Origin of the sequence: Thalassospira povalilytica (genome assembly GCF_002844235.1) — a bacterium.
In the GTDB taxonomy this organism is placed as follows: Bacteria; Pseudomonadota; Alphaproteobacteria; order Rhodospirillales; family Thalassospiraceae; genus Thalassospira; species Thalassospira povalilytica.
In genome coordinates this window covers 300,573-319,215 of sequence record NZ_PGTS01000001.1, presented here as the reverse complement: position 1 = coordinate 319,215, position 18,643 = coordinate 300,573, and the positions used below count along the sequence as shown (strand labels likewise).

The following is an 18,643-nucleotide window of genomic DNA, read 5'->3' as shown; positions in this document are numbered from 1 at the left end:
ATCCGGTGATCGGGACCACAGTTTTGCTGCTGCCTTATTCGGCGGCTTTCGGGGCCGTCTGTGCGACCTTGTTATCTTCAAGATCGACGACCTTCACGCTTGTCTGGATGCGGGTTTTTGACCCGTCCTGGAAGGTGATCATGGTGTCGATATCAACCTTGTCATTGCCGGCATAAACCGCATCGATGATGTCGGCGTATTTTTCGGCAACCACGCCACGGCGCACCTTGCGCGTACGGGTCAGTTCGCCGTCATCGGCATCCAGTTCCTTGTAAAGAAGCAGGAAGCGTTTGATGCGCTGTGCCTCTGGCAGGGTCTTGTTCACCTCGCGGATTTCCTCGGTGATCATGTCATAGACCTGCGGCTGGGCGGACAGGTTGGTATAGTTGGTAAATGCAATCCCGCGCTGTTCGGCCCATTTCGCCATGATCGAATAACGAATACAGATCATGGTCGACAGGAACGGAAGATCCTTGCCAAGGATCACGGCCTCGGCAATGAAGGGCGAGAATTTCAGTTTGTTTTCAATAAACTGTGGCGAATAACGCACCCCGGTCGAGGTTTCCGCCAGATCCTTCATGCGATCGATCACAACCAGATGATTGTTTTCTTTCTTGAAGTAACCGGCATCACCGGTATGCATCCAGCCATCTCTGACATCTTCGTCATAGGCGGACTGGTTTTTGTAATATCCGGTGAACATGCCCGACGTACGGGCAACGATTTCGCCAACCCCGTTTTCATCGGTATTGATGACCTGGATGTCGGAATTGTCAAAGGCAACACCGACCGTATCAAAATCGATATCATCGGGCTGATGAATGGTATAGGCGCCGCAAAGTTCAGTCTGGCCATAAAGCTGACGCAGCGGCACGCCCATCGCATGGAAGAACTTGAAGGTTTCCGGACCAATCGCCGCCCCGCCGGTCGCGGCTGAGCGCAGGTTGGAAAAACCAAGACGGTCTTTGAGCGCATTCATCAAAATGACGTCAGCCATCTTGGAATGACCGCCATTGTCGAGTGCCGTGCGGGCCAGAGCCATGCCGAAATCAAACATCTTTTGCTTGAATGGTGTTGAATCCATCATCCGGGCGCGCACATCGGCGGCAATGGTTTCCCAGACGCGCGGCGCAAGCAGCACGAAGTTCGGTCCAATTTCGCGCAGGTCGGCCATCATGGTTTCCTGCTCTTCGACGAAATTGACGATCTGGCGACTGACCAGCGACTGACCAACCACATAGACCTGTTCCATAATCCACGGAAGCGGCAGGACAGATACATAGTTATCACCCGGATATTTCGGGTCAGCACGCAGATACGCCGCGCAATGATCCAGAAAATCACCGGAATTGAGCATCGCCATTTTCGGCTTGGATGTCGTGCCCGATGTCGTGCACAGGATCGCGCATTCATCACCCTTGGTATCGGCGACCATCTGGTCATAGATACCGGGATTTTTTTCTTCGAGCTCGCGGCCAAGCTCGTAAAGCTTTTCGACATCCATCAAACGCGGATCGTCATATTTGCGCATCCCGCGCGGGTCGCAATAAACGATATGTTCCACGGTCGGAATGTCGTCGCCAAGTTCGATCAGCTTGTCACACTGTTCTTCGTCTTCGGCGATCAGGATACGGGCACCCGAATAGGTGATCAGATAGGCGACTTCTTCGTGAAGGCTGTCCTGATACAGACCGACCGACATTCCGCGCAACGCATGGGCTGCGATTTCGCCCCAAACCCATTCCGGGCGGTTTTCACCAATGATACCGACCACATCGCCCTGACCAATGCCAAGGGCGCGCATGCCAAGCGTCATCCATTTGACGCGGTCATTGTAATCTTTCCAGGTGAATTCCTGCCAGATGCCGAATTCCTTTTCGCGCATGGCAACGTCACCACCCCAGTTGCGCGCATTATAGGCCAGCACTTTCGGGAAGGTATCAAGCGACTGCACGTCGGCATAATCGGGGATATTGCTGCTCATGATCAGGCCACCTGCTCGTCTTCATCCGTTTCGTCGTCTTCTTCACCCAGATAGGCCTTCTTGACGTGACTGTTGGCCATCACCTCGTCGGGGAGGCCTTCGGCAATCTTGCGTCCGAAGTCGAGAACCATGACCCGGTTCGAGATATCCATGACAACACCCATGTCATGTTCAATCATCACAACCGTCATGCCCCATTCTTCATTGAGGTCGATGATAAAGCGCGCCATGTCCTCTTTTTCTTCGAGGTTCATGCCCGCCATCGGCTCATCAAGCAGGATCAGATCAGGACGCAGTGCAACAGCACGCGCCAGCTCGACGCGTTTGCGCAGACCATATGAAAGCGTACCGGCCGTTGCCTTGCGGATATGGGAAATTTCAAGAAAATCGATCACGTCTTCGCAGAAGCGACGGTGTTCGAGTTCTTCCTTTTGCGCACCGCCAAACCAGTAAAGCGGCCCGTTCAGGAAGTTGTTTTTCAAAAGATGATGGCGACCGACCATGATGTTATCGAGAACATTCATATGACCAAACAGCGCCAGGTTCTGGAATGTACGACCGATGCCCAGTTCGGCACGATCATTGGGTTTAAGCCCCGTAACATCCTGACCTTTGAACGATACCGATCCGGTGGTCGGGGTGTAACGCCCGGACACGCAGTTCAGCATGGACGTCTTGCCCGCGCCGTTCGGGCCGATGATCGAAAACAGTTCGCCCGGCAGGACGGAAAAGCTGACATCACTCAGCGCACGTACACCGCCGAAAACCAGCGACACATCGCTGATCTGTAAAATAGGACTCTGTGATGTCATGCCGTCGCATTCCTCCCTGACTTGGGCCGCAAATGCCGCAGAACCACATTTCGGGTTCATCTTGGTGAAATTTGCGAACCGATATTCAGTTTCCCTGATGATGTGTCGGATTTTTTTGGGACCCTGACCTTACGGAAACCGGGCCTGACACATTTAATAGGCATTTAAGTACCAATTTCAGCATATTGCGTCAATGCAATGATCAGCAAGGGATTGCGACTTTTCTACAAATTCGCAATGCACAATTTAAATTCGCCTACCGCGCACCATCTTTCTACCCTTGATTACGTAACGTTATCTGACGGCGAGATCAGTTAGGCAGCCCCGCGCACGTCGCATTGCAAAAAATTTTCGTGATCATGCACCGCACAATATTTGACGGGTGAATGCCCCCGAATAAGGCGGATCCAGATCAGCGCGATTGATCGAATCGGAACGGATTCGGGGCGGGCCTTTACGGCGTCTGGTATCCTCGTTCGCAATCGACGCACCACCGCACCCCCGACATACCCCGAAAACACGCAAGCAATATGGTCAGCAACAGACTCGGCCCCCGACTAGCCCCTATTGAAAGGCGAAATGCGCCTTCACATATCGATCAAAGGTTTACCGATGCTTGTTGGACTTTGCCAATATGCTGTGATCAGCGGGTTTTACTGAATACCCCTTCACTGGGTCTGGACTTTCACAGGGAATTGTGGTGTAACCCCGGTGCACATGCATATGTAGCCGTGACCCGCGTCACGCAACACAGATAGCCCACCGCTCGGCGCTCCGACGGTCGGGGTGTCTTGTCACGACAAGCCCTTTTAACCACCTTGAGGAGGGTCTGATGTCCATTTGTGGCAAAGACAACCTGAAAACGCGCCGCACGCTGAAAGTCGGGGATAATTCCGTCGACTATTACAGCCTCAAAGTTGCTTCCGAAAAACTCGGCGACGTTTCCAAACTTCCCTTCACGCTGAAAGTCGTTCTTGAGAACCTTCTGCGCTATGAAGATGACTTCACTGTCAAAACCGACGATGTTCAGGCTGTTGTAGACTGGCTCAAAGCCCGCAAGAGCAGCCATGAGATCAACTATCGTCCGGCCCGCGTTCTGATGCAGGACTTCACCGGCGTTCCCGCCGTCGTTGACCTTGCCGCGATGCGCGATGCCGTTGTCAACATGGGTGGCGACGCCCAGAAGGTGAACCCGCTTTCACCGGTTGATCTCGTCATTGACCACTCGGTCATGATCGACTTCTTCGGCACCGATGATGCACTCGACAAAAACATGGAAGTCGAGTTCGAACGTAACGGCGAACGTTATGGCTTCCTGCGTTGGGGTCAGAACGCGTTCAACAACTTCCGCATCGTTCCGCCGGGCGCAGGCATCTGCCACCAGGTCAACGTCGAACATCTTGCCAAGGTCGTCTGGACCGGCAAGGACGAAGACGGCAAGACCGTTGCATATCCTGATACCCTGGTCGGCACCGATTCCCACACCACCATGGTGAACGGCCTTGCTGTTCTTGGTTGGGGTGTTGGTGGTCTGGAAGCCGAAGCAGCAATGCTTGGCCAGCCGATCTCGATGCTGATCCCGGAAGTCGTCGGCTTCAAGCTGACCGGCACCATGAAAGAAGGCATCACCGCAACCGACCTTGTTCTGCGCGTCGTTCAGATGCTGCGTGAAAAAGGCGTTGTCGGCAAATTCGTCGAATTCTATGGCGATGCACTTGACCACATGAGCCTGCCGGACCGTGCGACCATCGGTAACATGGCACCGGAATATGGTGCGACCTGTGGCTTCTTCCCGATCGATGACGAAACGCTGAACTACATGCGTTCGACCGGCCGTGACGAAGACCAGATTGCCCTGGTTGAAGCATATGCCAAAGAACAGGGCATGTGGCGCGAGCCGGGCTTCGAAGCAGAATACACTGCAACGCTTGAACTTGACATCTCGACCGTCGAGCCGGCCCTGTCGGGTCCGAAGCGTCCGCAGGACCGCGTTCTTCTTAAAGACGCCGTATCGAGCTTCAATGGCACCTTCGCCGACATGGCACCGGGTGTAGATGCTGATCGTTCCGTTCCGGTTTCGAATGAAAACTTCGAAATGAAAGACGGTAACGTCGTCATCGCCGCAATCACGTCCTGCACCAACACCTCGAACCCGAGCGTGCTGATCGCAGCCGGTCTGCTGGCGAAAAAAGCTGTCGAGCTTGGCCTGAACCGCAAACCGTGGGTGAAAACCTCGCTTGCACCGGGTTCGCTGGTTGTTGCCGACTACCTCGAGAAAGCCGGCCTTCAGGATTACCTGGATCAGCTTGGCTTTAACGTTGCCGGTTTCGGTTGCACCACCTGTATCGGTAACTCCGGTCCGCTTGCCGGCCCGATCGCCGAAGCAATTGACGGCAACGACATGCTCGTTACCGCCGTTCTTTCGGGTAACCGTAACTTCGAAGGCCGTATCAGCCCGCACGTCAAGGCAAACTACCTTGCCTCGCCGCCGCTGGTTGTTGCCTATGCCCTTGCCGGTAACCTGAAGGTCGATCTGAACAACGACCCGATCGGTACCGACAAGAACGGCAATGACGTCTTCCTCAAAGACATCTGGCCGAGCAACAAAGAAATTGCCGACACCATTGCGTCGTCGATTTCGGCTGCGATGTACAAAGAGCGTTATGACAACATCTTTGCTGGTCCGAAGCCGTGGCAGGCCATCGAAATCACCGAAGGCGAAACCTTCGCGTGGGATGGCAAATCCACCTACGTCCAGAACCCGCCTTACTTCGTCAACATGGCGGCAGAGCCGAACGACTTCGCAGAAGTTCACGGTGCACGTCCGCTCCTGATCCTGGGTGACTCTGTTACCACCGACCACATTTCTCCGGCCGGTTCGATCAAGGAAGAAAGCCCGGCAGGTGAATACCTCAAGGCGAATGGCGTTGCGGTTCGTGACTTCAACTCCTATGGCGCACGTCGTGGTAACCACGAAGTCATGATGCGCGGTACCTTTGCCAACATTCGTATTCGTAACGAAATGGCACCGGGCACCGAAGGCGGCATCTCGGTCCATTACCCGTCGGGTGAACAGGGCTGGGTTTATGATGTTGCCATGCGCTATCAGGCCGAAGGCACCCCGCTGGTTGTCGTCGCCGGTAAAGAATACGGCACCGGTTCTTCGCGTGACTGGGCAGCAAAAGGCACCAACCTGCTTGGCGTCAAAGCTGTGATCGCGGAAAGCTTCGAACGTATTCACCGCACCAACCTGGTCTGCATGGGCGTTCTGCCGCTGCAGTTCAAAAACGGTGAAGGTCGTGCGACCTACAAGCTTGATGGTTCTGAAACCTTTGATGTCCTTGGCATCGGTGATGGCATCACCCCGCTTCAGGACGTTACGGTTCGCATCACGCGCAAAGATGGCAGCACCGAAGAATTCGTTGCCACCTGCCGTATCGATACCGAGAACGAAGTTCTCTACTACCAGAACGGCGGCATCTTGCAGTTCGTTCTGCGTAACATGATGAAAGCTGCCTGATTTCAGTACGAAGTCAGACGCTGACCAAAAGACACCCCGCCGGTTTCGTCCGGCGGGGTGTTTTATTTCCGGTTGATGTCAAAACCGGCGAAACAATTCCGGCATGTGTCCTTGATCCAAAACAATCCCAAACTGCTTGATGTCTGCTAAGTCAGATGCAATTCGAATTGTCTTCTGAGCAGGATCAAATGATACGCCCTACCCCAGCCGAAGACCGGTCTTTTGGTCTGACGGTCGGTACGCTGTCACCCGGAACTGTTTTAAGTTGCTCGCCTGCAACGCCACTTGCGCAAGCCGTCACCAAAATGCGCAATGCCAACAGCAGTTCCATCATTGTGGTACAGTCGAACAAGCCGGTCGGAATACTGACAGAGCACGACCTGTTGTCGTTACCAGCCAACAGCAAAGCTGTGCTGTCGCAACCCGTCGAGATGCGCATGTCGCATCCGGTTCACACCATCTCCATCCATGCCAGCCCGCAATCAGCCATCGTCAGGATGCGCGAACGCAATGTCCGCCACCTGGTCACCGTCGATGAAAATGATTGTCTGGTCGGCATCATCAGCCGGACCGATCTGATCCGGCAAATCAGCAACAAAAAGCCGTTCAGCGCCAATGACGTTGCCGATGCGGTCCGACGGTCGACAATCTTTGTCGATGCCCGGATGCCTGTGTCGGAATTGCGACACCGCATGCATGGCGAAAAATGCGACAGCGCCATCGTTACCGGCTTTCCCGCCGACCTGCCGGTCGATCAGCAAACCGGTATCATTACCGAACGCGATATCCTGCGCGGGTTTGCCGATGACAATGATGGCTTGACAGCAGGTGATATCGCCACCCGCCCGGTTATGGTCATTAACGGGGATGTGAACCTTAATGATGCGCGCACCATCATGTTGCGCAAGAACATCCGCCACCTTGTTGTTCATAACCAGCACCGGGAAATCATCGGCGTTCTGTCCTTTGCCGATCTGCTTGAATTTATCGAGCAGGACTATCTGATCTATCTGAACAACATCAATGATGACAGCGACAGCGAACTGGTCAAGGCCCGCCAGTCACTTGCGCTTGCCCGCAAGCTGATTGAAAACTCGCCAGACTGCGTCATGGTCTGTAACGCCCGCGCCGAGATCGAGGCCGTCAACCCCGCCTTTACCCGTGTCACCGGTTATCAGGCCGAAGAAGTCATTGGCAAAAACCCGAGCATTTTGCAGTCCGGTCGCCAAAGCAAGGATTTCTATAGCCAGATGTGGGTCGAACTTGCCCGGACCGGCAAATGGGAAGGCGAGATCTGGAACCGTCGCAAATCCGGTGAAACATTCCCGGAATGGCTTTCGATCATGGCCATCCGCGACAGCGACGGCACCATAAGCCATTATGCGTCGATCTTTACCGACATCAGTGAACGCGAAAAAAACCGCGAAGATATCCTTCGGATTGCCTTTACCGACGAGCTGACCGGCATGCCCAACCGCCGGCGTTTTTCGGAATTGCTGTCGCTTCATGTCGGGCGCGCCCGGCAGCACGGCCGGCCATTGACTGTCATGATGCTGGATCTTGATAACTTTCAGCGCGTTAACAACGCACTGGGCCACAATGCCGGGGATGATGTTCTGGTCGAAGTATCCCGACGCATCAGCCGCGAACTTGGCCATGATGCGGTCATGGCCCGTGTCGGTGCCGATGAATATGCCGCCATCCTGCCCGACATAAAAACCGAACAGGAAGCCCTGAACCTTGCCGAACGCGTTCTTGTCCGGCTTGGCGAACCGCATCTGACCAGCAAGGGTGATGACCTTTATCTTTCGGCCAGCATCGGCATTGCCTCTTTTCCCAAGGATGCCAATGACACCAGCAATCTTTTGCGCTGTGTGGAAATTGCCATGCTTCAGGCAAAGGAACAGGGGCGCAACCGGGTCGGTCGGTTCAGCGTGTCGCTGCAAAGTCAGAAGGGTGCTGATCTGGCGCTTGAAACGGCCTTACGGCGCGCGCTCGATAACAATGAACTCCATCTTGCCTATCAACCGCAATTTGACACCAAAACTGGCCAGTTGTGCGGTGTCGAAGCCTTGGCAAGATGGACAACGGCAAGCGGGGAACATATCCCGCCATCGACCTTTATCCCGGTTGCCGAAGAAATCGGCGTCATCGGCGAACTGGGTCGCTGGGTCATGCGCACGGCCTGTCGTCAACTGGTCAACTGGCGCAGCGAAGGTCTGCACAATCTGCGGCTGGCGGTGAATGTGTCAGTTCAGCAATTCTATGGCACGGTCGATCTTGCAGAACAGCTGCGGGCCATTCTGGTCGACAAGGGGTTGTCTGCCGACCGGCTTGAAATCGAAGTCACCGAAAGCCTGTTCATGCGCGATATGGCCGACATGCGTGCCAAACTTCAGCGTATCCAGGATCTGGGCATTCGCATTTCGCTTGATGATTTTGGCACCGGCTTTTCCAGCCTGAGCTATCTGCGGACCCTGCCATTTGATCAGATCAAGCTTGATCGCAGTTTTGTCACCGACATCGATCGTGGCGAAGAAGGCCGGACATTGGCAATCACCATCATCAATATGGCGCGCAACCTTGGCAAAACCTGCATTGCCGAAGGGGTCGAAAACGATCGTCAGCTTGAAGTTCTGCGGGATGCCGGGTGCGACCTTGTGCAGGGTTACCTGCTTGGCCGACCAATGAGCGCACAGGATATTTCAAGGCTTGCCACCGCAACGGATGGCTAAGCCAAAAAGCAAAAGGGCGGGAATAATCCCGCCCTTTCAAACTTCATGAACCGGTTCTTCTGATCCTAGAAGATACCAAGCCCCTTAAGCAGGATGAAGGCAATCGCAACCGGGGCAACGAATTTGACAATCAGTCCCCAGGCATTGATCCACATCGGGACGATACCGTCATGTGCTGCGATTTCTTCTTTGGCCTTGCCCCAGATGACCCAGCCAACAAACAGCGAAATGAACAGGCCACCGATCGGCAACAGCAGGTTCGAACTGATGAAGTCCATCAGATCAAAGAAGCTTTTGCCAAAGATGGTGACATCCGACATCACGCCAAGCGACAGCGAAGACGGGATACCCAGTGCAAAAATGATCACGCCAACCACGATGGCCGCGGTTTTGCGGCTGACACCACGGTCATCAACGAAATAGGCCACAACCACTTCAAGGATCGATACCGCCGAAGTCAAAGCCGCAATGCCCAGAAGCAGGAAGAACATAAAGGCAAACAGCGAGCCCATCGGCATATGCGCAAACACAGCCGGAAGCGTGATAAAGGTCAGGCCGGGACCGGCACTCGGATCAAAGCCGAATGCGAAAACCGCCGGCAGGATCAAAAGACCCGCCATTACGGCAACCGCGGTATCAAGCAGCGTCACCCAACCGGCAGAACCGGCGATGTTTTCTTTTTTCGACAGGTACGAGCCATAGGTGATCATCGCCCCCATACCGAGCGAGAGCGAGAAGAATGCCTGCGACAATGCACCCGATACAGTTTCCCAGGTCACTTTGGAAAAGTCCGGCGACAGCAGGAAGGCAACACCTTCGCCACCACCAGGCAGCGTGACCGAACGAATGATCAGAATGATCAGAAGTGCAAACAGGGCCGGCATCAGGATTTTCGAGGCGCGTTCAATCCCGGAACCAACACCGGCCAGAACCACGAAAATCGTCAGCGCCATAAAGATCGCATGGAAGATCAGCGGCGAAACCGGATCGGAAATGAAATCACCAAACAGGCTTCCCAGCGCGGCCGGATCTTCGATCGCCAGCGCACCGGTGATCGACTTGATCATATAGGAAATCGTCCAGCCAGCGACGACGCTATAGAAGGACAGAATGATAAAGGCAGCAGCCACACCAAAGAACCCGATGACCGGCCAAAGACCGCCTTTGAGCTTGGCGAACGCGCCAATCGCATTCTTTTCAGACATGCGGCCAATCACGAATTCGGCCAACATAACCGAAATCCCGATGGTAAAGACCAGTGCCAGATAAATAATCAGGAAGGCGCCACCGCCGTTTTCGCCCGCCATATACGGGAACTTCCAAATATTCCCAAGTCCGACGGCCGACCCCGCAGCTGCCAGAATAAAGCCGAGGCGCGAGCCCCAGTGTTCACGTTTCATCATTAACCTGCAAACCTTGTTTCGGACCGGAATTGCCGGATGAAGCTCCCGCCGGCAGACCGATTCCAGATTTTTATCATTTAACGCACAGGCGAATTCACCCGATGCGTTGCGACCGTTCCCTCAAGGTGGTCCCGATTGGTCCGCAGCTATTAACATCAATCTTTGGAAATCTCATTTCGAAATTCACCCAAAAAGCGCAAGAATCCGCCCTTTTGGTCTTCCTGTTGCTTTCAAGGCCTTGTGATTAGGGGGTGATGGCAGTTCTCGGGCATGATGATGGGCATGAAACATATTCGTCCCATCATCTGCATGCTTGCACTGGCACTAATGATACATTCCGGCCCGGCATATGCCGCCGAAAGCACAACACCCCACGCCGTGATAGAGCTTTACACCTCGCAAGGATGCAACTCCTGCCCGCCAGCAGATCATGTTCTTTATCAGATAAATCAGGAACATACCGACCTTCTGGCACTGTCATACCATGTCGATTACTGGAACTATCTGGGCTGGACGGATCCGTTTTCCGATTCCCGATACAGCGACCGGCAACGCGACTATGCCAACCGGATGCGCGAACGGTATGTCTATACCCCTCAGGTCATTATCAATGGCGACAATGTGGTTCAGGCAACCGCAAAACGGCGTATCGAGTCGACCGCCGATGCCCTGCCCGGTTTAAAGGACATCTCGGCAATCACACTGGCATCAGACAGCACTGATCTGCCCGCCCGCGGCACGGTCGCACTGCGCAACATCACGATGCCGGCCTCGGGAAATGCCCATCGTATCTGGATCATCGGTTTTGACCGCGAACACCAGCGTGACGTTCTATCGGGCGAGAATGCCGGGAAACGGCTGGTACATGCCAATGTCGTCCGCGAGATGATCGACCTTGGTTCGTGGGACGGATCATCAAAAGACATTCCGTTTGCCATGACAAAGGCCTGTGACGGTGGCATTGCTGTTCTGGTTCAAAACGGAAATGGTGGCCCGATCATCTCGGCATCTGTCATCCGCTATTAAAATCCGCTGCCCCCCGAACGCCTTTAACGCCCCCTTTTATATGTCATTTCATTTGCCCAAACATTCACCGGTTGGAAACCCGTCCCCTGATATGTCCGCATCAGTGCGTGCCAATCTTTCCCGACCTTGTTTGGATTGATTTGAAACAAAGCCATCGCGGCCGCGCTCGGTTAAAGAATGGATAATCAGCCTAAACGCGTTATAGAATACGGCGACCACGGCTGAGACACTGACTATTGAACGGGTTACATGGCAGATTTTAGCGGTTCTGATTTGACCTGCCTGCGCGGCGAGCGACTGGTATTTGGCGGCCTATCCTTTGCCGCCCGATCCGGTGACGCGATTGTGCTGCGTGGCCGGAACGGTGCCGGAAAATCCAGCCTGTTGCGGGTCATGGCCGGACTGCTGTCCCCGCGCGCCGGACAGATTTGCTGGGACGGTGAAAACATCCTCGAAGACCGCATCGGCCATCAGGCCCGGCTGCAATATCTTGGCCATCAGGATGCCGTCAAACCGGTACTGTCGGTGCGCGACAATTTGCGCCTTTGGGGGCAGATGCGCGGGGTCGATGACCTTGATGGTGAAATTGATGCGGCCCTTGATGCGCTTGATATTCATCACCTGTCACGGGTCGCTGGCCGTTATCTTTCAAGCGGACAGAAACGACGCACCGCCCTTGCCCGTATTCTGATCGGTCAAAGTGATCTTTGGCTGCTTGATGAACCGACCGTCGGACTGGACCGCGAAAGCTGTGGCGAAGTCGCCCGACTGATTGCCGAATTCCGGGCGCGTGGCGGCATTGTGATCTATTCGACACATATTGATCTGGATGTCGATGCGCCAACCGTGCTTGATCTGGATGAATTTGCCATTCCGATGGTCGAATGGCTGATGGAGCATCCGGAAATGGACGGATCGGCGCCGATATCCGCACAGGAGGCCGCCCAATGAACGGTTTCCTTGCTATTTTACAGCGCGACCTGCGTCTTGCTCTGCGTCAGGGGGCAGATTCGGTCATGGTGGTTGCCTTCTTTATTGTGACCACCACATTGTTTCCGTTCGGCGTCGGCCCGGAAGCCAATATTCTGGCCCGGATTGCATCCGGGGTGATCTGGGTATCGGCACTTCTGGCAGCGATGCTGTCGCTTGAGCGGGTTTTTCAGACCGATTATGAGGACGGCACGCTTGAACTTTTGACCCTGTCGCCGGTTTCGCTGGAATTGCTGGTCCTCGGCAAGGTATGTGCCCATTGGCTGACCACCGGCTTGCCATTGATCATTGCAGCCCCGTTGATGGCCGTGATGCTCAATATGGATCAGGACGGATTTGTTACCCTGATGCTTGCCATGCTGCTTGGCACCCCGGCTCTTAGTCTGATCGGGGCGATAGGGGCCGCACTTATTTTGGGGGCACGGCGTGGCGGGGTTCTGGTGTCGCTTCTGGTCTTGCCGCTTTATATCCCGGTTCTGATTTTCGGGGCCGGCGCGGTCGAGGCCGCCTTGCTGGGCATTTCGGCCACCGCACAGTTACAGATCATGGCTGCCATTTTGCTGATCGCACTGGCAGCAACGCCATTTGCCACCGCCCATGCGGTGCGTCAGGCAATGGAATAACGGACAGAAGAATATGCATCGTTTTGCCAAACCAAGTGTTTTTCTGAAGCTGACCGACCCGCTATTGCCGTGGCTGTCTGGGGCGACGGCGATCCTGATTGCCGCTGGGCTTTATTTTGCGCTTTTCGCATCCCCGGGTGACTATCAGCAGGGCGATACGGTCCGGATCATGTATCTGCATGTCCCGGCGGCCTGGATGGGGTTGTTCTGTTATGTCGGCATGGCGGTGTGCGGTGCCATGAGCCTGATCTGGAAACACCCGCTGGCCGATATCTGCGCGCGTGCCACGGCCCCGATCGGTGCCACCTTTACCGCATTGTGCCTGATTACCGGATCATTGTGGGGTGAACCGATGTGGGGCACCTGGTGGGTATGGGATGCGCGCCTGACCTCGATGCTGATTTTGCTGTTCCTGTATCTTGGCTATATCGCGCTGGTAAATGCATTTGATGACCCCGAACGCGGGTCCAAGGCCGGATCGGCACTGGCACTGGTCGGGGCGGTCAATGTGCCGATCGTCAAGTTTTCGGTCGACTGGTGGAATACCCTGCATCAGCCGGCCTCTATCGTGCGCATGGACGGCCCGACGGTTGATCCCAGCATGCAATTGCCGCTTGCGCTGATGATCCTTGGATTTACCTGCTATTACTTTGTCATGCTGATTTTGCGGGTAAGGCTTGAACTCAATGAACGGCGTATCCGGGCATTGCAGCTTTCCGGCATGTTTGATGAACGATCCCCCGGCCAGAATACCGACACCCCAAGCTATGATGCGGGTCACAACGCGGAGGCCAGCCAATGAGTGAATTCTTCTCAATGGGCGGATATGGCGGCTATATCTGGGGCAGTTATGCCATCACGGCAATTGCCATGATTGCCTTGTTGGTGGCGACCTTGCGCAGTCTGCGCAACAGCCGCATTGAACGCGACCAGCTGGAAGCCGTGCTGCAATCGCGTCGGTCGCGCCGAAACAAAAAAGCCCCAAAGGCACCCTGACCGGAGAATAACTGTGTCACTTTCCCGTGCAAAAGCCCGCAAACGCCAACGCATGTATATCATCGGTGCGGCTCTTTTGGCCGTCGCCGGTGCAGCGGCACTCATACTGACCGCCTTTGAAGATTCGGTTGTCTTCTTCTTCAGCCCGACCGAAATCATCGAAAAATCCCCGATTGATCCGGACCAGCGTCTGCGGATCGGAGGACTGGTCGTCGAAGGGTCTGTTCAAAAGCTTCAGGACGGCAAAACCATTGCCTTTGCCGTGACAGACATGGCGCAAACCGTCCCGATTTCCTATAGCGGCATCTTGCCCGACCTTTTCCGCGAAGGTCAGGGCGTTGTCGCCGAAGGCCACATGTCATCTGACGGGACCTTTGTTGCATCGGAAGTTCTGGCAAAGCATGATGAAAACTACATGCCGCCCGAAGTCGCAGAATCGCTTAAGAAAAGCGGCTACTGGGAAGAAATCGAAGCCAAAAATGCGGAACAGATGCGCAATTAAGCCACATTCTGTGGCCATAAAGTCAAACCAAACGCGTAAGAAAAACCTGTCTTTGACATAACTGTGCCATCAGTGTCCCGTCACACCGCCAGATATGTCATCGGGGATCAATTCGGGGAAGCCTTAGACGGAGATGCTTGCAGAACTCGGACATTTTGCCCTGCTCCTGATTGTGGTGACAGGCTTTGGGCAGGCTGTGCTGTTCAGCCCGCTTTGGCTGCGGTCGTCCATACGCGCGACCTTGCAGGGGCGCCCGACCGTTCTTGCAGCGACCGGCCCCAACGGCATTACCCCTGAATTCAACGTAACCGGGCCCGTTTCAGCACCGCTGCCATTTGACAGCCAGATATCGCGACCGGGGCACTATCTTGTTCTGCCTGCCGGATTGTTGCTGATGGCAATCGTTGCACAGGCGGCGTTGCTGCATGCCTTTATCGTCAGCGATTTCAGCCTGCCGATTGTTGCAAATGTCAGTCATTCATCCACCCCGCTTCTTTTCCGGATCGGTGCGGCCTTTACCCCGGATGGCGGGGCGATGATCCTGTGGCTTCTTGCGGCATCGCTGGTCAATGTTGTTCTGGCCATGCAGCTTTTCGGGGCGGGTCAATCGACCTATGGACAGGATGATGACCGCACACTGTTTTACAATGCGATGTCCGTGCTTGGCCTGCTGGTTGGTGTGCTTGGCCTTGCGACCCTGATTGATGCTGATCCGTTCCTGCGTGTTGCCGTGGCACCGCTTGACGGGCGCGGGATGAACCCGCAAAGCCAGGATGTTCTGCGGGTTCTGCGTGAACCGTTTTTGTATCTGGGTCTTGCCGGACTCATGGTGATTTATGCCCTGACGCTATCTGGATTGCTGGGCTGCAAATTTGATCGCCGGATTGCAGAAACCTTGCGGTTTTGGGTGATTGCATCATGGGTTGCGCTGGGGGCGGCAATTGCGATCAATGCCTATCGATCCTATAGCCAGCAGGCATGGGGGAATTGGTGGTATTGGGACACAGCAGAAAACAGCCTGTTATTGCCATGGCTTTTGACCACCGCGCTTGTGCATTGCCGGGCGGTTCTGGAAAAAACCGAAACCCTTAAGGGCTGGACTGCATTCCTTGGACTTTCTGCGCTGGCCGTTGGCTGGTTCGGGGTGTATCTGACGCGGTCCGATCTGTTTGGTCCGCTCAATGAAACCCTGATGAAGCCCAATGACAGTATTGCGCTTCTGGTCGGGTTCTGCGCGATATTTGCAGGCTCATATTATCTGTTCTGGCGCCGGGGCGATGAACTCGGTGAACCGCGTCCTTTTGAATTGCTGTCGCGCGAAAGCAGCATGTTCATCAATAGTGTGATGCTGGCACTGATTGCTGCTGTGGTTCTGATAGGGACGATTTACCCCCTGGTTTTGCGCTGGCTTGATGGTGAAAACATCACGGTTGGCGGCCCGTTCTATGTCGAAGTACTGGTGCCGATTGTTGTTCCGTTGCTGTTTCTGATGGGCTTTGCCCCGACCTTGCGCTGGCGACAGGATGAAATGTGGATGATCGGACGGCGCATGAAGCTGGCGGCAATCCTGTCGATCATCATCGTGCTGTTTGTATCGATCCGCTTTATTGACCTCTCACCGGCACCTTTGATCGGGATCGGACTGGCCGGATGGATTTTGACAGCGTCGCTCAGTGATCTGTGGGCCAGATTGTGGCGCCAGCCCGATCACGGCGAAAGCAAATACCGCAATCTGCAACTGCTTGGCCCACGTTATCTGAGCATGACGCTTGCCCATATCGGCTTGGCCGTGATGCTGGCCGGCGGGGCAGCAAGCAGCGTCTGGGAAGAACAGGTTGTTGTTTCCGCACGGGCGGGGCAAAGCATCCAGGCTGGCCCCTATAACCTGCAATATGAAGGTGTGGCTTTGCTTGCCGGGGAAAACTATGCCACGCGTCAGGCGACCTTTATCCTGTATCGACATGCGCTGCCGGTAACCGAACTTTTCCCGGAAATCCGGTATTACCCGATCCGCGGCGTTGAAACACGCGAAGCCGGTATCTGGCATGGCCGTGACGGGGATCTGCATGTCTCGATCGGGGACAGGGGCGATGATGGCGGCCGGGTTGTTTCGGTCCGGTTCCTGCCAATGATGCCCTGGGTCTGGGCGGGCATGATTTTGATGCTGACGGGTGGAACCATCAGCATCCTTACGCGCATCTTCCTGCGTTTTCAGAAGAACGGAGTTTCCGCTTCATGAGATTTTCGATCGCCGTGATCCCGCTGGTTCTGTTTGCGGCACTCGCCGGGGTTTTCCTGATGAATATCGACAAGGACTCTTCTGTTGTGCCCTCTGTCCTGATCGACAAGCCAGCACCGGAATTCTCCTTACCGCCACTTCCCGGGCGTGAAGCCGGACTGTCGCGTGCCGATGTTACCAAAGGTGAAGTTTCGGTTCTGAACGTCTTTGCCAGCTGGTGCATTCCTTGCCGTGCCGAACATCCGTTGATCAAACGTCTGTCACGCGAAGCCGATGTCCCGGTCTATGGCCTGAACTACAAGGAAAAAGACCCGCAGGACGGTGTCAAGTGGCTGGCTGAACTTGGTGATCCCTACGCCGCGGTCGGCATGGATTTGTCGGGACGCACCGGAATTGATTTTGGCGTCTATGGCGTGCCCGAAACATTCATCATCGATGGTGCAGGCCAGATCAGATACAAACATGTCGGCCCGGTAACCGCAGATGTTCTTGAAGATGTGCTTCTGCCCAAAATCGCGGAGTTAAAAGAATGACCCGTCGTCTTTTGACCATGATCGGTGCATTTGGCCTGGTGATTGGGCTTATGGCCGGCACACCGGCATGGGCGGTTAATCCCGATGAAATGTTATCGAACCCGGTTCTGGAAAAACGTGCCCGCGACATCAGTCAGGAACTGCGTTGCCTTGTCTGTCAGAACCAGTCAATTGATGATTCAGATGCCGAACTTGCCCGCGATCTGCGTGTGCTTGTTCGTGAACGCCTGATTGCCGGTGACACCAACGAAGAAGCCATCGATTACATTGTCGCGCGGTACGGGGATTATGTTCTGCTCAACCCGCCGCTGAAACCGGAAACCTATATTCTGTGGGCAAGTCCGGCGGTTCTGGCAATTCTGGCGCTTCTGGCGGTTTTTGCCTTTTATCGTCGCAAGCAGCGCGAAGCATCAAACGCGACAACATCACTGTCGCGTGATGAACAGGCCCGCCTTGACGAGATTTTGGGTACCTCAAACGGAGATAAGAAATCCTGATGCGGTGCCTTGTCGGGAAATATCACCATCCTGCCGGAGGTGACCGGTGACCTGGATTGGTCTGTCTTTACTGGCATTGATCGGAATTGCGATTCTTTACGCAAGCCTTCCCAAATGCGGTGACAAGGTATTTTCACCTCGTCGGCTGACCATGGCCGTCGCGCCGGTGCTGGTGGCGTTTGGTATCTATCTGGTCATTGGCAATCCGTCCCTGCCCGCCAAGCCGTTTGCCGAACGGGCTGGGGAACGCAACCTTGCCGCCGCCGCCGCTGTTGCCGGGAATGTGACCGATCCCAATTACAAGACCGATCAGCAAATCCAGCGACTATTGAACCAGATCGTGCTGTCGCTTGAAGTGAATCCCCGCAATCTTCAGGGCTGGGTGGCCCTGGCACGCGGGTCATTGCGACTTGGCAATATCGAACGTGCGGTTGCCGCCTTTGCCCAGGCCTATGCGCTTTCCGGGCATAATCCGTTACTGGCAATCGAATATGCCGATACCCGGATTACCGCCCAGAACGGTCAGATCGACAGTACGTCACGTGATCTGGTTCTGCATGCATTGGGTCAGATGCCCAACCATCTGCTTGCGCGGTATTATTACGGCATGATGCTGAAACAAAATGACAAACCCGAACAGGCTTTGCGCGTGCTTCGTGATCTGTATCGGGATTTGCCAAAGGATGATCCGCTGGCCAACGCCACCCAGGGCGAAATCAAGACGCTTCAGGCCGTTTCAGATGCCAGAACCGACACCCAGTAAAACAGCGACCTTTATCATCG

At 54.9% G+C, this 18,643-nt stretch carries 15 protein-coding genes; 12 read left to right on the top strand and 3 right to left on the bottom strand.

What is annotated here, in order from left to right; genetic code table 11:
- Positions 1-34 precede the first annotated feature (34 nt).
- A complete protein-coding gene (locus CU041_RS01295; RefSeq protein ID WP_101245454.1) occupies positions 35-1,984 on the bottom strand; it encodes a long-chain fatty acid--CoA ligase in 1,950 nt (649 codons plus the stop codon).
- Between the two features lie 2 nt (positions 1,985-1,986).
- On the bottom strand, positions 1,987-2,796 hold the full coding sequence (locus tag CU041_RS01290; protein WP_101245878.1) for an ABC transporter ATP-binding protein: 810 nt from the start codon (positions 2,794-2,796) through the stop codon (positions 1,987-1,989).
- An 832-nt stretch (positions 2,797-3,628) separates the two neighbouring features.
- On the opposite strand from CU041_RS01290, the gene acnA reads away from it, so the two are divergent.
- Positions 3,629-6,316 (top strand): aconitate hydratase AcnA, encoded by a 2,688-nt coding sequence (gene acnA, locus CU041_RS01285; RefSeq protein ID WP_101245453.1) that lies wholly within the window; start codon positions 3,629-3,631, stop codon positions 6,314-6,316.
- A 188-nt stretch (positions 6,317-6,504) separates the two neighbouring features.
- Positions 6,505-9,051 carry an EAL domain-containing protein gene (locus tag CU041_RS01280; protein WP_101245452.1) on the top strand — a complete coding sequence of 849 codons (2,547 nt, stop codon included), beginning with the start codon at positions 6,505-6,507 and terminating at the stop codon, positions 9,049-9,051.
- 65 nt (positions 9,052-9,116) lie between these two features.
- Here the strand turns inward: CU041_RS01280 and CU041_RS01275 are convergent, their stop codons facing one another.
- On the bottom strand, positions 9,117-10,454 hold the full coding sequence (locus tag CU041_RS01275; protein WP_101245451.1) for a sodium-dependent transporter: 1,338 nt from the start codon (positions 10,452-10,454) through the stop codon (positions 9,117-9,119).
- A 282-nt stretch (positions 10,455-10,736) separates the two neighbouring features.
- Here CU041_RS01275 and CU041_RS01270 point away from each other — a divergent pair, with 282 nt between their 5' ends.
- From CU041_RS01270 to CU041_RS01225, 10 genes are all read left to right on the top strand, one after another.
- Entirely contained in the window at positions 10,737-11,480 is a 744-nt protein-coding gene (locus CU041_RS01270) for a DUF1223 domain-containing protein (RefSeq protein ID WP_233432969.1), read from the top strand.
- A 249-nt stretch (positions 11,481-11,729) separates the two neighbouring features.
- Positions 11,730-12,431 carry a heme ABC exporter ATP-binding protein CcmA gene (ccmA, locus tag CU041_RS01265; protein ID WP_101245449.1) on the top strand — a complete coding sequence of 234 codons (702 nt, stop codon included), beginning with the start codon at positions 11,730-11,732 and terminating at the stop codon, positions 12,429-12,431.
- Positions 12,428-13,093, top strand: a complete 666-nt coding sequence (ccmB, locus tag CU041_RS01260; RefSeq protein WP_101245448.1) for a heme exporter protein CcmB — start codon at positions 12,428-12,430, stop codon at positions 13,091-13,093. Before ccmA ends, ccmB begins: the two co-directional genes overlap by 4 nt.
- 13 nt (positions 13,094-13,106) lie before the next feature.
- The gene (locus CU041_RS01255; protein WP_101245447.1) at positions 13,107-13,895 is read left to right on the top strand and encodes a heme ABC transporter permease; all 789 of its coding nucleotides are present in this window, start codon (positions 13,107-13,109) and stop codon (positions 13,893-13,895) included.
- On the top strand, positions 13,892-14,089 hold the full coding sequence (gene ccmD, locus CU041_RS01250) for a heme exporter protein CcmD (RefSeq protein WP_101245446.1): 198 nt from the start codon (positions 13,892-13,894) through the stop codon (positions 14,087-14,089). The genes CU041_RS01255 and ccmD overlap by 4 nt, the downstream gene beginning before the upstream one ends.
- A gap of 13 nt (positions 14,090-14,102) precedes the next feature.
- On the top strand, positions 14,103-14,591 hold the full coding sequence (gene ccmE / locus CU041_RS01245) for a cytochrome c maturation protein CcmE (RefSeq protein WP_101245445.1): 489 nt from the start codon (positions 14,103-14,105) through the stop codon (positions 14,589-14,591).
- A 133-nt stretch (positions 14,592-14,724) separates the two neighbouring features.
- Complete coding sequence (locus tag CU041_RS01240) at positions 14,725-16,830, top strand: heme lyase CcmF/NrfE family subunit (RefSeq protein ID WP_101245444.1); 2,106 nt, start codon at positions 14,725-14,727, stop codon at positions 16,828-16,830.
- Positions 16,827-17,363 carry a DsbE family thiol:disulfide interchange protein gene (locus CU041_RS01235; protein WP_101245443.1) on the top strand — a complete coding sequence of 179 codons (537 nt, stop codon included), beginning with the start codon at positions 16,827-16,829 and terminating at the stop codon, positions 17,361-17,363. The genes CU041_RS01240 and CU041_RS01235 overlap by 4 nt, the downstream gene beginning before the upstream one ends.
- A complete protein-coding gene (locus CU041_RS01230; protein ID WP_101245442.1) occupies positions 17,360-17,860 on the top strand; it encodes a cytochrome c-type biogenesis protein in 501 nt (166 codons plus the stop codon). Before CU041_RS01235 ends, CU041_RS01230 begins: the two co-directional genes overlap by 4 nt.
- Before the next feature lie 46 nt (positions 17,861-17,906).
- Positions 17,907-18,623, top strand: a complete 717-nt coding sequence (locus CU041_RS01225) for a tetratricopeptide repeat protein (protein WP_101245441.1) — start codon at positions 17,907-17,909, stop codon at positions 18,621-18,623.
- The last annotated feature ends 20 nt before the right edge of the window (positions 18,624-18,643 follow it).